Source organism: Methanomassiliicoccales archaeon (genome assembly GCA_038740345.1).
Taxonomy (GTDB): Archaea; Thermoplasmatota; Thermoplasmata; order Methanomassiliicoccales; family UBA472; genus JAJRAN01.
Map to the genome: position 1 here is coordinate 22,148 of JAVYMA010000018.1, position 15,196 is coordinate 37,343.

Annotated in this window: 12 protein-coding genes; 6 read left to right on the forward strand and 6 right to left on the reverse strand. The window is 37.4% G+C overall.

Annotation, left to right across the window (positions count from 1 at the left end):
• Positions 1–93 precede the first annotated feature (93 nt).
• The 3 genes from QW520_06825 (at position 94) to QW520_06835 (ending at position 4,095) form a co-directional block, all read left to right on the forward strand.
• Positions 94–621, forward strand: coding sequence for a hypothetical protein (locus QW520_06825; GenBank protein MEM0449514.1), 528 nt, complete (start codon positions 94–96; stop codon positions 619–621).
• A 298-nt stretch (positions 622–919) separates the two neighbouring features.
• Positions 920–2,347, forward strand: a complete 1,428-nt coding sequence (locus QW520_06830) for a type II/IV secretion system ATPase subunit (protein ID MEM0449515.1) — start codon at positions 920–922, stop codon at positions 2,345–2,347.
• Complete coding sequence (locus QW520_06835) at positions 2,344–4,095, forward strand: hypothetical protein (GenBank protein MEM0449516.1); 1,752 nt, start codon at positions 2,344–2,346, stop codon at positions 4,093–4,095. The genes QW520_06830 and QW520_06835 overlap by 4 nt, the downstream gene beginning before the upstream one ends.
• Here the strand turns inward: QW520_06835 and QW520_06840 are convergent.
• On the reverse strand, positions 4,049–4,486 hold the full coding sequence (locus QW520_06840) for a formylmethanofuran dehydrogenase subunit E family protein (GenBank protein MEM0449517.1): 438 nt from the start codon (positions 4,484–4,486) through the stop codon (positions 4,049–4,051). The two genes, QW520_06835 and QW520_06840, sit on opposite strands and share 47 nt — an antisense overlap.
• A 104-nt stretch (positions 4,487–4,590) precedes the next feature.
• Here QW520_06840 and QW520_06845 point away from each other — a divergent pair, with 104 nt between their 5' ends.
• The 3 genes from QW520_06845 to QW520_06855 all read left to right on the forward strand — a co-directional run bounded on the left by QW520_06845 (position 4,591) and on the right by QW520_06855 (position 7,961).
• Positions 4,591–5,115 (forward strand): DUF2085 domain-containing protein, encoded by a 525-nt coding sequence (locus QW520_06845; GenBank protein MEM0449518.1) that lies wholly within the window; start codon positions 4,591–4,593, stop codon positions 5,113–5,115.
• Positions 5,116–5,271: 156 nt separating this feature from the next.
• The gene (gene psmB, locus QW520_06850) at positions 5,272–5,934 is read left to right on the forward strand and encodes an archaeal proteasome endopeptidase complex subunit beta (protein MEM0449519.1); all 663 of its coding nucleotides are present in this window, start codon (positions 5,272–5,274) and stop codon (positions 5,932–5,934) included.
• Positions 5,935–6,011: 77 nt separating this feature from the next.
• Complete coding sequence (locus tag QW520_06855) at positions 6,012–7,961, forward strand: beta-CASP ribonuclease aCPSF1 (protein ID MEM0449520.1); 1,950 nt, start codon at positions 6,012–6,014, stop codon at positions 7,959–7,961.
• Between the two features lie 290 nt (positions 7,962–8,251).
• Here the strand turns inward: QW520_06855 and twy1 are convergent, their stop codons facing one another.
• The 5 genes from twy1 to QW520_06880 form a co-directional block, all read right to left on the reverse strand.
• Positions 8,252–9,271, reverse strand: coding sequence for a 4-demethylwyosine synthase TYW1 (gene twy1 / locus QW520_06860; GenBank protein ID MEM0449521.1), 1,020 nt, complete (start codon positions 9,269–9,271; stop codon positions 8,252–8,254).
• Positions 9,192–10,625: a replication factor C large subunit gene (locus tag QW520_06865; GenBank protein MEM0449522.1), complete on the reverse strand. Its 1,434-nt coding sequence runs from the start codon at positions 10,623–10,625 to the stop codon at positions 9,192–9,194. Before QW520_06865 ends, twy1 begins: the two co-directional genes overlap by 80 nt.
• A gap of 1,464 nt (positions 10,626–12,089) precedes the next feature.
• Positions 12,090–12,650 carry a hypothetical protein gene (locus QW520_06870; GenBank protein ID MEM0449523.1) on the reverse strand — a complete coding sequence of 187 codons (561 nt, stop codon included), beginning with the start codon at positions 12,648–12,650 and terminating at the stop codon, positions 12,090–12,092.
• Positions 12,651–13,044: 394 nt separating this feature from the next.
• Positions 13,045–13,857 carry a recombinase family protein gene (locus tag QW520_06875; GenBank protein ID MEM0449524.1) on the reverse strand — a complete coding sequence of 271 codons (813 nt, stop codon included), beginning with the start codon at positions 13,855–13,857 and terminating at the stop codon, positions 13,045–13,047.
• Positions 13,850–14,686 (reverse strand): recombinase family protein, encoded by an 837-nt coding sequence (locus tag QW520_06880; GenBank protein MEM0449525.1) that lies wholly within the window; start codon positions 14,684–14,686, stop codon positions 13,850–13,852. Before QW520_06880 ends, QW520_06875 begins: the two co-directional genes overlap by 8 nt.
• Positions 14,687–15,196 lie beyond the last annotated feature (510 nt).

Genomic DNA, 15,196 nt, shown 5'->3' on the forward strand with positions numbered 1-15,196 from the left:
GAACTGGTATTGATTCGTATAGGAATTGTAATCTGCTCGTAATAGCAGACCAATTATCCAACTCTTCTCTCTTTACAATTGGTGAGAATGAGAATGGCTTACAGGTCAAAAATTAAAACTCAATTAATTAATGAAAGCTCGAACGAACGACAAACAGAAATAAAAGATGGCGAGGTTAGAATCGATTGCCGCGATTGCTCTGGACCTCAAGATCTAAAAGAACAAATGTGCATGCGATGCTGCCTGAAATCCTTTCAGGAAGCTTCTAACTGTGAAAAAATAATTCTATCTCGTTATATTGATGTAGCGTACGAAGGCCCCTCCATTGAGATAATAATAGAGCTTTCAGAAATCGCCCAATTATGTCGAATGCCAATTGGAGTAGAAAATCATTTATGCAAAAATTGCTCTTCGCGCCCATCTTTAATTTTTGGAGAGCTCGCAGATTCGATTCCATTCTCCTTAACAGGAAAAAATAATTTGAAATCTGTCCGTCAGGCAAATGAAAAGTGCTATAATTGCGTTAATCGAATAAATGACCACCTATCCCATATAAATTCTAGATTAAAAACAATCGAAAAGAAAGTCCAAAAAAGGGCCTTTATGGTCATCGAGGATTGATTTTATGGCGAAGGTCCTGATTCCGAGATATTACTCCGAAAGTTTAAATTATAATATGAAAGGATTAAGACGCTTACTTGACCAAGATCGGAGAACTTGCCCCCGTTATTCTCATTATTGGCTCAATTTAATCCCTCCTTTAAACAGCAAAATTTTAGATGAATACGAAGTAGCTGGATCTAAAATACGTATATACTCGGTTGGTGGTGAATTAGATATATTATATCATCTCACTCCATGGGAATACACGTTAGATATCATTGAAACCGAATTGATAATTCTTGCTACAGAAAGGATAATGTCTCTTACACCTTGCAATGAGGATTATGAGAAATGGCATCTCAGGCGTCAAATCCAATCTATTGCTTTGAAAGAGCTTCGGAAAGAAGTTCAGCGTAGAAAAATGTATCAAGGAAAGGAGTCACATGAAATCGAACAAAGGCTTCTTTCCATGGCTGAAGTAGTTACGCGTTATACGGCAGGACTGGGTCTATTCGAGATCCTTCTTTCCGATCGTAGATTAGAGGATATCTATGTCGATGCCCCCTGTGAAACTAATCCAATTCATGTTACTATTTCCGGTTTAAGTAAGAATAGTTCATTTTTACGGTGTACGACGAATATCATAGTGGATGAAAGGGAAATCCGAGCTTTCGTCGCCCGTATGAAATTTCACAGTGGACGCGCTTTTTCACAGGCATTTCCTATATTGGAAACTGACATACCAGGGTTTGACTCGAGGGCAACCGTAATCGGATCTCCTTTGAGTCCTCAGGGAATAGCATTAGCCCTTAGAAGACATTCCCCCGAGCCTTGGACATTGATGCGCTTGGTTAACTCAGGCATGATTGATTGTCATACAGCTGCACTAATATCTTTCCTGATAGATGGTAGGTCCACTATCTTAATTTGCGGGCCCAGAGGAGCAGGGAAATCAACATTATTAGGAGCCATCCTTTTTGAATTCCCGCCTGGCCAGAGAATCCTAACCATCGAAGATACCCTTGAGCTTCCAATTCGGCAAATGCAATCCATGGGATATAAGGTTCAATCCCTTGTGATAAATAATTCAGGCCAAGTAAATCTCGAATCGGCCGCAGAAGAAGCATTACGTGTTTCACTCCGTATGGGTGAATCAGCCATTGTTTTAGGAGAAGTACGTGGTCGAGAAGCTCAGGTCTTATACGATGGGATGCGAACTGGGAAGGCTGGATCAAGTGTGCTGGGAACCATTCATGGAGAATCGGCCGTTTCAGTGTATGAAAGAGTGGTTCACGACATGGGAATCGCGCCAGAGGCATTTCTAGCAACCGATGCGGTGTTGACCATTGGCCTTATCAGACCTCGCGGATCGCAAAAGCCAACGCGCAAATTAATTGAAATCTCGGAAGTGGTGCGCGGACGGCCAGGAGATTTTAGGAATATTATTAATTTTCATGAGAACGGATGCTCAGACATTTTAAAAAATGGGTCGCAATTAATAGATAAAATCGCGCAGTCATGGAATATAAGTTTTCAAGAAGCCCTGGAAAATGTTTGCGCTAGGGCAAGAATGAGGGAGATTCTTCTAAACAATGCAATTAAGAGAAGTATGGATTTCCTTTCACCTGGTTGGACTAGAAGGGCCAATTCTCACCTCTGGGAGGGTATTGAAAAAGGAAAAGATTTGTTTGAAATCGTTCAAGAATTCGAGATGCTGGTTAAGGAAGGGGAGGTCCAGTCATGAAAATCTTTTTGGCTCTTCATTTACAACCGCCTCCATTTTTTGAAAAGTTTCTGGCACCTCCTTCGGATATTGTTACAAGAGAATACATGCGCCGACATATGTTATCTTATGAGAATGTTATGGAACATGCATGGAAAATTTTCATTTTAGGAATTATAGTTGGAATGTTACTTTTCCTTTTTATTTTCATATTTGTTGGAATCCTAGAGGGACTTCTAGCTGCCATTGTTGCTTTAATACTACCTTTTCTTCTATCTTCACATATATGCAATGGTCCTAAAAAATTAGCCACTAGAGAACAGAAAGCGTTCTTACGACAAGCGCCCGCAGTTATTGGATCTTTAGCCATGAGCATGACTTTGACTCCATCTCTGGATAAAGCTGTATTCTTTGCAGCCAGCATTAATCGAGGAGAATTAGGTAAACGATTATCCTTAGTGAGCTGGGAAGTTTTGACACGCTGTCGAGATGATGTGGAGTCGTCACTTACAATTTTTATCTCCTCTTTGTCCTCAATAAATCAAGCCCTGAAACATTCACTTCACCTAATCATGGCCTCAACATATGAGCCGACCAAAGAAGGCATGGAACGTTTGATGGATAAAGCTCATGAGATTTCCGTCCAAGGTTTGAAACAAATAGTAGAGAGATATGTATCCTCTCTCAGCACTCAAGTAATGATTCTATATGCATTAGGTATTCTTTTACCAATAATTCTCATATCAATGACACCGCTAATGGCCATATCAACTCCGATTCCATATGATAAAAATTATGTTGATGTTATCAGCATGCCTAGGTTTCCAATAACGGCTCTCGCCTTTCTTTTATTAATAGTAATACCAACTTTTTCTTTTTATTATTCATACTCAATACTTGAAATAAGCCCACTTTCTAACCTCACAATCTCTTTTAACAATATCAGGTGGGAAGACTTAGTTCCCTGGATTGCTGTTTTAATTCTAATCGGATTTATGATAATAATAGAGATAGCCATATCTTATCCAGAAATTTTCCTAATTGCGCTAAGCATTCTAATTAGCTTTAGTTTATGGAAGAAAAAGCCTTTACCAAAAAAAATTAAATTAATGGATGTTAGGAGAGAATATATTTCTGGCCTTTATCAGATTGGTATTCGATTATCTTCAGGAGCGGGGATAGAAAAGGCATTGATAGAAGCAGCTGAATCCTCGCCTGGTACGCATTTTGAAAGATGGATAAAGGAAATCCTTTATGCTATGAAAATCAGTCGGATATCCTTGTTAGAGGCTATAGAGAATAGGAATAAAATTGAAGATTGGCCCCTCATCTACGAGGCCTTTAGAACAGTTGTTAATTGTGCACTATCGGATAGTGTGTCAGCTGGTAGAGTGGCTGTGCGCTTGGCGAAATCATTATCTGACATTGAAGATTGTGAGTTCGAAATTGTTGAAAAAACTAGACCTATAATGGATATGATGCAAAATACAGCCATGTTCTTCGCACCAATAGTACTCGGTTTGACCATAGGGATGTTAAGCTTGACTTCTGGTCTGATTGTTTATGAAGATTTAAGAGCTAAAATGATCATAATTGCAGGAGTTTACATAATTGAATTATGCATTATAGTGGCCTTCTTCAGCACTTTTCTTACACAAGAAGGCAACTGGCAACATATGGCACAATGGCTAACAAAACGAATGCCAATTGCGATTCTGGTTTTCACTTTAATTTCACTCTCATCGTTTGCGGGCTTCTCTCTACTATAGTTATGTGGAATATTTCTGAAGGCCTTTGATGAAAAATTTCTGTAGCCAACTCTTCTTCATTCTGATTGGTCATCGTCTTCTCTAATTTTTCTCTAAGCTCATCAATAAGTTCGATTTCCATCAGATGTTTATCATCTAAAAACTGGACCTTGGCATCTCCAGACTCCATTACGACAATATTACCTTTGCCAAGAGTGCAAGAAGATGAAAATTGGACGCCATCAACAATGCATGAAAGTGGGGGTTTTTGACCAGTATAGGAAACAGCCTTCAGCTTACCATGAAGCCGCTCTCTGGCGATCATGCCCATTTTATATCCAACAACTACAAAGGGTCCTAAGTGTCCATGGAACTTCTTAAGAGCTTTAAGTTCCTCAGGCAAATCCTCCATGTTTAACTGTTATAATCGGCCTCTTTTATTTCCTTTTTCAATATTTTCCAAAGATGTATGGTTAATCCATAAGTTGATATCGAGTTCTGTACTCCACATTAGCTATGGCAAAATTGCCTAACAAAGTCAGAAAACTGGATTACGGATTTTTATCGATCTTCTCGTTTTGGCTATTTCTTGTTTTAATCTCTCCCCTAATGCTTCCTGAGAACAGCATAAAAGATCTTTCTGGAACTGTCAACGCAATTGACAATATGGAATCCATAGCAAACATGAATCCGATTCCAGCATTCGTGTATTGGATAGGAGATATTAATTGCCATCAAATGGCCACTCGCTCATATTTCTTGAATGGGAATCAGATGCCTTTTTGTGCTAGAGATGTCGGAATATTCGCTGGTCTGGTTATCGGTATGATTTTAGCGATTATATTCAATTTGAATCCTGCTTTTAGAATATTAATGGTTGGAGTTATACCTATGATGATCGATGGAACATTACAGCTATTAAGTCCGTATGAGTCTTCCAATCAGATGCGATTGATTACTGGCATAATTGCTGGTTCAAGTTTAGCAATTATATTACATAAAGTCGCAATAATTATCCAAAATAATGTCAAACCCACATAATGTCAAACACACGAATGCATAATTGATATCATAGATTAACTAAATGATCATTTGAGTTGGTCCTCTCCAGTTTGCGAAAGTATTTATATGGTTACTTTTATGTGCGATTTCGACGAAAAAGAAAATCCATCTTTTAGCATATTTTGTAAGGGCGTGATGGAAGTGTCAGACCAGCAATTGAAGACAGGAACGACCACAATAGGTTTGGTCAACAAAGAAGGAGTGATCCTAGCCTCTGAAAAGAGAGCTACCATGGGGAATGTGATCGCTCATAAAGATGTGCAGAAAGTTTTCAAGATTGATGATAATTTAGGATTAACCACAGCAGGTTTGGTTGGTGATGCCCAGTTATTGGCCAGATACATCAAGGCAGAAGTTGAGCTTTATCGCTTGAAACGCAATACTAGGATGAGCGTAAAATCTGCAGCTACCCTGATATCTAACATTCTACATCGGGGAGGGGGCTCTATGGGTTTCTATTATGTTGGTCTCATCCTTGGCGGAATTGATCGAACAGGCGGACACGTTTATTCATTAGATGCAGCGGGAGGCTCTATAAGAGATGATTACGTTGCTGTTGGATCAGGATCGCTTTTCGCTTATGGTGTTCTTGAAGATCTTTATGAAAAGGGTATGACTATGGACGAAGGCATAGACCTCACCATTAGAGCTATGAATGCTGCCATGAAGCGTGACTCTGCCTCCGGGGATGGAATAAACATAGTTTGCATCACCAAGGACGGGTATAAGGAATTAACTGAGGAAGAGATACGCAAAAGAGCCATTAAACTGGGGATCGATTATCCCAAGCCAAAATAATCTCTTCTTAATCACTTATCTTTGATTATATAAAGCTCTTAGATTTCAGAGAGAAAAGGGTCAGAAGTGAAAAATTCATGAGCGCAGACAAATTGCTTGACGAGGTAAGGGATCAAGTACGTCGCATAATTCCGACCACAGTCAACATCACAAACATAGATTTTGAAGGGCCAATGGTGGTTGTATATACCAAAGACATGGAGGCCTTCGCCTCAAATAACGATATCGTACGTCAATTAGCCCAAGGATTGAGAAGGCGCGTGGCCATTAGACCGGATCCTTCAATATTAGCAGACCCTGAAGTAGTGGAAAAGCGTATTCGGGAAATAATACCACCGGAAGCTGAGGTCACTGACATATATTTCGAGCCGGATACAGGAGAGGTTACGATTGAGGCAATGGCTCCAGGATTGGTTATAGGTAAGCAGGGAGCTGTTCTAAATGAGATTAAGAAAGAAGTCGGTTGGGCTCCAAAGGTGGTTCGCGCTCCTCCGATACCCTCTAAAACGGTTTCTGACATCCGAAAGTATCTGCGACAAGTGCAGGAAGATCGCAAAGAATTCCTTCGAAAAGTAGGGAGAAGGCTCTTCCGTCCAAAAATAGAAAGCGGGGAAAGCTGGTTGCGCATGACAGCTTTAGGAGGATTTAGAGAAGTGGGAAGAAGTTGCACACTACTTTCAACGCGAGACTCTAAGATTTTAATCGATTGTGGTGCAGACCCTTCAAGCACAGATGTGCATCCTTATTTCAATGCTCCTGAACTAATGCCTTTAGACTCGATAGATGCAGTAGTAATAACACATGCTCACTATGATCATTGTGGCATGCTTCCGGTTTTATTCAAGTATGGTTACAAAGGGCCGGTCTATTTAACTCCGCCTACTAGGGATCTAATGGCCTTAATATTATTGGATTCCATTAAAGTAAGGAATGTTAAGGATGATGATGAAAAGAGAGATCATGATGAGGAGCAAGGGAGGAAAAAACCTCCATATTCCTCCGCTCATGTACGAGAGGCTGTAACACATTGTATTCCTTTAAAATATGGAGAGACCACTGATATCGCACCGGACATACGTCTTACTTTTCAAAATGCTGGACATATCCTTGGTTCTGCAGTATGTCATTTCCATATTGGAGATGGAATGTATAATATTGCCTTTACAGGAGATATGAAATTCGAGCGCTCGTGGCTATTTAATGCGACTGTAAATAAATTCCCAAGGTTAGAAACACTAGTCATGGAATCTACATATGGTGGATATCATGACATTCAGCCTTCTCGCGCAGATGCAGCGAATCAGCTTAAAAACGTCGTAGAAAGAACTTTGAATAATAAAGGAAAAGTGATAATACCTGTATTTGCCGTAGGTCGATCTCAAGAAGTTATGCTGGTTCTAGAAGAGCTTGTTCGCACAGGGAAAATTGAGAAGATACCAGTTTATCTTGATGGAATGATATGGGAAGCTACCGCTATTCATACAGCTTATCCTGAATATCTCAATTCTCAATTGCGCACTCAAATCTTCCAGATGGGTCAGAATCCTTTTCTCTCTGATATATTCAAGAGAGTTGATTCGAAGGAAATGAGAGAGAATATATGCGGCGATCCGAATCCTTGTGTAGTCCTAGCTACTAATGGTATGATCAGTGGTGGACCTGTAATCGAATACGTAAAAGCCTGGGCCCCCGATTCAAATAATTGCCTTATATTTGTTGGATATCAAGCGGAGGGGACTTTAGGAAGACGTATTCAGAAAGGAGCGAACGAGATAATTCTTACTGAAAAAAAGCAACAGATATCCATTCCGATACGCATGGCAATTGAAAACATAGATGGTTTCTCGGGTCACTCAGATCGAAGACAACTTATTAACTATGTTGCAACACTGGAACCTAAACCTGAACGAATCATAATTGGTCACGGCGAAGAACATAAATGTAGCGACTTGGCATCGGCTATATATAAAAAATTCAATATTGAAACTAGAGCACCCATGAATTTAGAAACGATTAGAATGCGTTGATATTTGTAAAAATCGTATTACTTTTTCAAAATTAAAATAAAAGGTCTTAAAAAGTCACTCGGACACGATAGTTTTTAATGATAATGAGAATAGAGATCAACAGCAAATCTTAGGAATCAACAAGGAAGAATCAAATTTATAACAAGATAATAAAAAAAATACATGTCTAAAAACTCTCGACATACCTAAATAATGTTCATAAACTGATGCATTATTTCTTGCAATAAGTCGCTTTTCATCCTGATATGAAATTGAGAACGAGTTTTTTGATACGGGGAGCGAAAACTGTTTTAATCAAGTTCTAACTTTGGATTCTTACCATCTTGAGATAAAAGCACCACACGACTGTCTTTTTTCTCTTTTATTATTTTTAAACCTAAGAGCAAAGCTAATTTCCCACCAAAAGAAGCGACCTCTTCATGAGATGGCATATTGTCAATGCTCATACGTTGCCTCGCATCTCCAACGAAGACAAAGCCTTTCGGTTCAATGAAAGTTGGATCTGCTCGTCTGTCTAACCTAGCATACTCCTCTTCCCAGCCGAGATTATATTCTCTTACAAGTGTATGGCGAATTACTTTGCGCGTGTTTAAAGAAGGCAAGAGATCGAGTGTTCGCATCAATCTTTCCCATCCATCTGGAATACGTGGTTGACAAACGTCGCGATAAACAAACTTGTTTGGAGCTGCGACTGTGACGTAGAGCTGTGTCGGCATAGGATTCAGCTTTTCTAAAAATTCGGGCATTGTTCCATTTGTTACTAAAAAAGTTGTCATTCCTCTATGATGGCATTCAGCAATCAATTCGCCCAGATAGGGATATATGGTTGGCTCCCCTGCTAATGATATTGCCACATGCTTTGGATCCCTGGCTTCCTTGTATTTTCTTATATCGCAACGGGAATCACCTGGAAATCCAGTTATTAGCTTCCTTTGATGTTCTATGAGGGTATCTAACATCTCTTTAGGTTCCTGCCAACTTTCATTCATACCCTCGTGCCCTCTAACTCTCCAACAGAAGATACAATTATGTGTACAATCGTGTGCCACTGGAGTCATTTGCAGGCAGCGATGGGTGAAAATGCCATAGAACTCCTGCTTATAGCAATGACGCTTATTCAATAAAGACTGCCTCATCCAGTGACAAAGCTTTACCGCCGCATGATCTCCACTCATTCTATATTGCTGCTTCTCCAATTTCTGCTTAAGTTCTGGCCTCATGCATATTTCCTCAATATTCAAACAAACTTTTCTGTTTGATGTTTTCTGATGCCTTATCATCCTCACTATAAGTTTTTTCTGAAATTTCATTGATTCTTATGGGTTTAATTCCATCATGCACTTCAGATTCGCCCATTTGTTTGCGATGCAATTCTTGGAATAGGTGCTTCACCGTGGCTGAATCGATTTTTTCTCCCAGTAGAAAAGCTGCCTCCTCTTCGGTCAGATCTAAAATTTCAGTAGTACTTATACGAAATCCTCGATTAGAGCGGAATAGGCTAGCTATGTATGGTAAAATTTCTGTCATGGTATATTGCGAAGATGCATGACAATATAATCCAATTTTCATTGCTACTGATTGTTTCGTGCCTCTAACGATTTTACTTCTTCCCATTTTCATCAAATAACCTGGAAATTGATAGCGTATAAAGCCACGATTCAATCTGCTCTTTGAGGCACATACCCCAAACGTTGAAAGATCAGTGGCATATGACCATAAACCGAAATACTGACGCCTTGAAACCCTACCTAGCATAATATCTGCCCTGGAAAGGAGCTGAAAAGAATTACATAAATCCTCGATATCACGATAAGCCAAAGGTAAATTTTCCTCAACCCAAAGAATGATGTATTCCGGTGCTTCCTGAAGATCTTGCGCCAGTCTCTGTGCACTCCTAGGGCTGCTACCTTGAAAAATCTCAGCCATCAGATCGTACATGCTTTTAGTAACTAAGCGATTGTCTAAAGATAGTGCTTGCCTTTCTTCAATTTCAAGATTCCCTAATGCTAAAGCCTGTAGGTCTCGAAGCGACGCTCTGAGGTCGCCATTTGAATTCTTCGAGATTATCTCTAGGACATTGTCTGGTACAGAGATTCCTTGAGCGGCAGCTATTTTACGAAGTAGTGCGCGAACTGTTGGAATAGGTATTTTATTAAATTTTATCTGAAGAGTTTTCTCTTTTATCGCAGAACTTTTTCGGCTCAGACCATAAAAATCATTTACAATTAGTACGACAGGATGCTTTGTAATGGAAACAAGTTCGACGATTGCAGGGATTGCTCCCTGATCATCTTTCCCGAAAAGGTTGTCAGCTTCATCGAGGATGATTAATTTTTTTCTTCCTTCGCGATGTGATAAGAAGTTGCCCTCGTCAGAAAAAGTATCTGAGATTGCCCCGCGCAAGGCCACATTTCTTATAGCTTCTCCATTTCTTTGGTCGGAAGCATTCATCTCGATAACTCCCCAACCAAAGTCATTTGCCAAAGCAATGGCACTGGATGTTTTACCAACACCTGGAGGGCCTATTAACACGGCCACTTTTTTTACAGGGATTCCATTTTCCCAAGAGATGGCCCATTCTTTTAATTCCTTTATAGCTTTGGGATTTCCGACCACATCCTTTAGAGATTTCGGCCGGTATAATTCGGTCCAATCTTCCGACATTATTTTCATCAAATCTCTTACCTAGTGATAAACATGACCTTTTGTAATTTGAAAGATTGAATTCTTTTAATTTGTGTTATACCTCAATTTTCTCATTTAAAAAAATCTTTAAAAATAAATACGCTATTGATATTTAATTTAAAATTATCAATGTATATAATTATCAATTTAATTTACAATATATAGTGATAATATATTATAATAATATAATATTAAAACAGTTTATTGTATTAATTAATGTTTACTTTTTTAAATAATTATTGATACCACTTTAATTTTTATTATTTTAATCTTCTTAAAAATTATATCCGCCAAAAAGCTGTAAAAATTATTGATAAAAAATAAAATGATTCGAAAACTTCATAACAAAATGATAAAATAGCGATTTTCGAATAACGATTTTTTTATCTAATTTTTTAAAAAAATCAGGCAAAGAATTTGTTAAGTTAGAAATTATGGTCTTGCATTTCTCGGATTTGACAAATTTTCGTCATTTACTTTATAATAATGTAATTTATAAAGCACTTATTCTAAAAGCTTATATTAATTATAAACCAACTATTTTCAGAATATAAATTTATTGCTGATCTCGATCTTTTTATATAATTGAAATTTTGATTAATTTACAATTCAGATTCTTATTGAATCGTTTTTTATTACAAGAATGGAATTTTATCTTCTATGCCAAATATGTGCATTTTATATAGGTTCAATAAAAATTTAGTTCGTTTAGCTTCTACCTTAAAAAAAATTAAATCATTAACTAATGAATAAATTTGTACATCGAAGAATTAAACAAAAGTAGGTCTATTAAAAATCGAAATTTCTAATTTTTCAAGAAAATTGTTCATTCTTGCCTATGAAATTTTCAAATAAACCATAATTTATTGATTTCTGTCTTGTTGATTTTTTTGTGAATTTTCATATAGGTCGCATAATTCATTTAAAAATTGATCATAAGTCCTTCTGAATTTTAAACGGAATAGGCGATCACGTGTCTCGGATTTGATTACGATACTTGTTTTTTCTTCCATTTCATATTTCACCTTCAATTTCACTTTTATTAAATTTATTTAAGACTATATCATTATATGATTTATCATTGTTATAAATTTTATTATTGATAATTGTATTATAGTATTAAATGATAATATTACTTATAATGAAAACATTAATTTATTGAACTATTGTGTTCAATTAAGTAAAAGACGGTAGCCCAAATATCAACACAAAATTCGAAGTTTAATTATTACAAATATTTCATTCTTAATTATAAATTTAAAAGACAATTAATTCTTTAACTATGTTAACAAACTTTTAAAAATTATTTCCCTTTCTTAGAAGCTTTGAAGCCAGCATCAGGGATAATAATTTTAAATTTCATTTTTACGGAATCAAACAAAAAAATATTGTCTGGAGGGTAATTTCACCCTCCAAAGGTTTCGTCGTTTGATATTTCTTTTTTCAACCTTTTATTAACAGAGGCAATACAGGCTTTCCCTTCAATACCAACAATCCTACGGCTGCCACGAAATAAAGCGCCAGCAACATAGTGATGAAGGCAAATACGCCTGTAAGCATCTGATAGGTTTCATTTGCCAAGTCTCCCCACCACAGCCCAATGAAGAAGAACATCAGTGCCGCAATAATCAGGAATATTGGAAGCAATCTTATGGGCTGTGCCAAAGAAACAACGGCGAGAACCAAGAGGATAATTCCAACGAATAAAACGGCCATGCCACCATTTCCAAACACAGGATCGGATGCGATTTGCGGAAACGCCAGGGTAAAAACACCCAGGACGCCAAAAACCGCAGACATCAGATAGTTTTCATTGAAAAACGCAACCGCAGTCACGATCAAAAAGCCAATCCCTATCCAATAGCTTACTGCAAGGATGGCGGGACCAGCGGAAACCTGTTCAAAGCCCCACATTGCGACCATAAAGGTCAGGTAGGCAATGAGCACGCAACCGAGACCCTCTGCCATCCCCAGTTTTATGTGTATATTTCTGTCTTCAGCCATTTCAACTCTCCTCCTTTAGCGGACATATTGAAAGTTGAAGGGGTTGCACCATCTCCGATGATGTGTAGGAACATTACACGATATTCAAATTACACATCCTCGGAATTCTAATCCCCCTTTCCTTTCGATGCCCCCGAACTGCTATTGCAGTCCTGTGGTTGATATCATTCTAATAGAATATATTAAACTTTATCTATCTCGGATGAACGGTTGGCTTTTAAATTTCAATCTAAACGCTTTTAAGGAGATAAAAGTTGAACTTATAGATAAATATAAATATTATTATTGAGTGCAGGGTATTATATAAAATTGAAATATATTTTCAGGCTTAATAAAATATTACTCATTATCTTTATGTTCATTTGAATATTATTATTTATTTATAATATTTTATTTAAAACATATGTTTCTTTATTTTAATTTTTGCATCGAGCCTGAATCTGATTTTTTTCTGGACAGATTCGAATAGCTCCTTTGATACTATAGGTTCGTGATCAGTAGCTAATACCTTTCCGTCCCAAAACAAGTAACCTGCATATATTGGATTATGAAGTATGCGACTGATAGACCAAACAGTCCATCTACAACCGCGCTTAGTCAATATTCCTTTTTGATTAAGCCTCCAAGCAATATCATCCATAGGAATTCCAGAATAATAAGATTGAAAAATTTCTAGAACCACAGGAGCTTCCGTGTCGTGAGCCACAATCTTGCCACTTTTGAAGCAATAACCATAGGGAGGATATGAGCCCATGGGTCCGCCTGAGCTTTCAGCTTTTTGAATCATCCCCATGTAAGTTCTTTCGCCGATTTGCTCGCTTTCAAGTTGCGCTATCCGTTGTATAATATCTACCACAAATCGACCAACGGCTGTAGAAGTATCCAACGATTCATTCATGGATGCAAACTTTTTTCCCCATTTCTCTAGATTTTCCATCATAGTCATAAAGTTCTTACTGTTGCGATGAATGCGATCCATCTTCATGACCAAAATGACGTCCCAAAAATCGCGTTCCTGCATCATTCTCTGATAGGCGGGCCTCTTGGTATTCCTGCCTGAATACCCATTGTCCTCATAACATGCTGCTATCTCCCAGCCCTGACTTTCACAATATGCTATTAGTTTTTCTTTTTGCGCTTCAAGAGAAAAGCCTTCTTTAGCTTGGTCTTCTGTGGAGACTCTAATATACAGAGCCGCCCTAACCATGCGCCACACCACACGACTCTACTTTTTGTTTTTCTAATTCAGGCGACGCTTTTCTACGGCGAAGAAGCAATTCTAATTGAGTTTTATTGAATTCTTCTAAGGAAATTATTGATTGATGCTGCGCCTTTCGCAAAATCCCATTCCATTCAATATATCCACAATAAAGTGGATTTTTTAATATATTCGCAATGGTGCTTTTTTTCCAGACTTTATTCTTTTTTGTTGTTATTAAACGAGCATTCAGTCTATTGGCGATCTGTTCCAAACTCGCCCCTGCTAAGTAAGAATTGAAAATCTCTTTCACAATTGAAGCTTCGTTTTCTTTTAAAACCAATCTTCTTTCATGAAATTCATAACCATATGGCTCGGCGAAACCTAGATAACCACACCCTTTTTTCGCTTTTTGCATCATTCCCATCTTGACTCTCTCACCGATTTGCTCGCTTTCAAGCTGCGCTATCCGTTGTACGATGTCCATAACGAATCGCCCAATCGCGGTTGTGGTATCGAAATTTTCCTGCATCGAATTGAATTCCTTTTTCCATCGATTCAGATTGTCCATCATCTCAGCAAAATTACGACTATTACGATGTATCCGATCCATCTTCAGAACAACCAGTACATCCCATTTAGCATGCTCATGCATCATGAGTTGGTACGCTGGTCTTTTTATGTCTCTTCCACTAAATCCTTCATCTACATATTCTCCTACTACGGACCAGCCTCTTGCTTTGCAATATGAATTAAGGCGTCTAAGTTGTGCAGCTATACTGTAACCCTCTTTAGCTTGATCTTCTGTGGAGACCCTAGCATACAGAGCGGCCCTCATTTTTTACCTCCATTTACCCACACCATGAATACATTGCGCAAATTATTAAATCTGACAATTGTCAGACAATATTTCTTGATTTATATAATGATAGCGGTTAGAAGAATCAATTAAAGACGAAATATTAAAAATTATTACTAATAATGAATCTAACTAAAATATTTTCAATTGATAAATATTATTGTATAAATTATGAACGACTCGTGAACTGGTACTCAACTATTTATTGATATGAATTGATTCAAGCTAACAATTCAAACATTATTTCAATTAATTAATTAAAAATATAACATGTTTCGTTATAACTTAATTAATTAAAGATTATTTTAATACGATACATAATTTATATTCGAGTTTGGACACTAATGGCGTGCTATTTCTATAAAAAAATAGGAAAATATTATATTTATTTTCTGAATATTTAATAGCTATCAGATTATATTTTATAATATCAAATAAAAAATATGCTTTGTAAACCTTTTTCAGAAGAAAATAGTAAAGATGTATAAA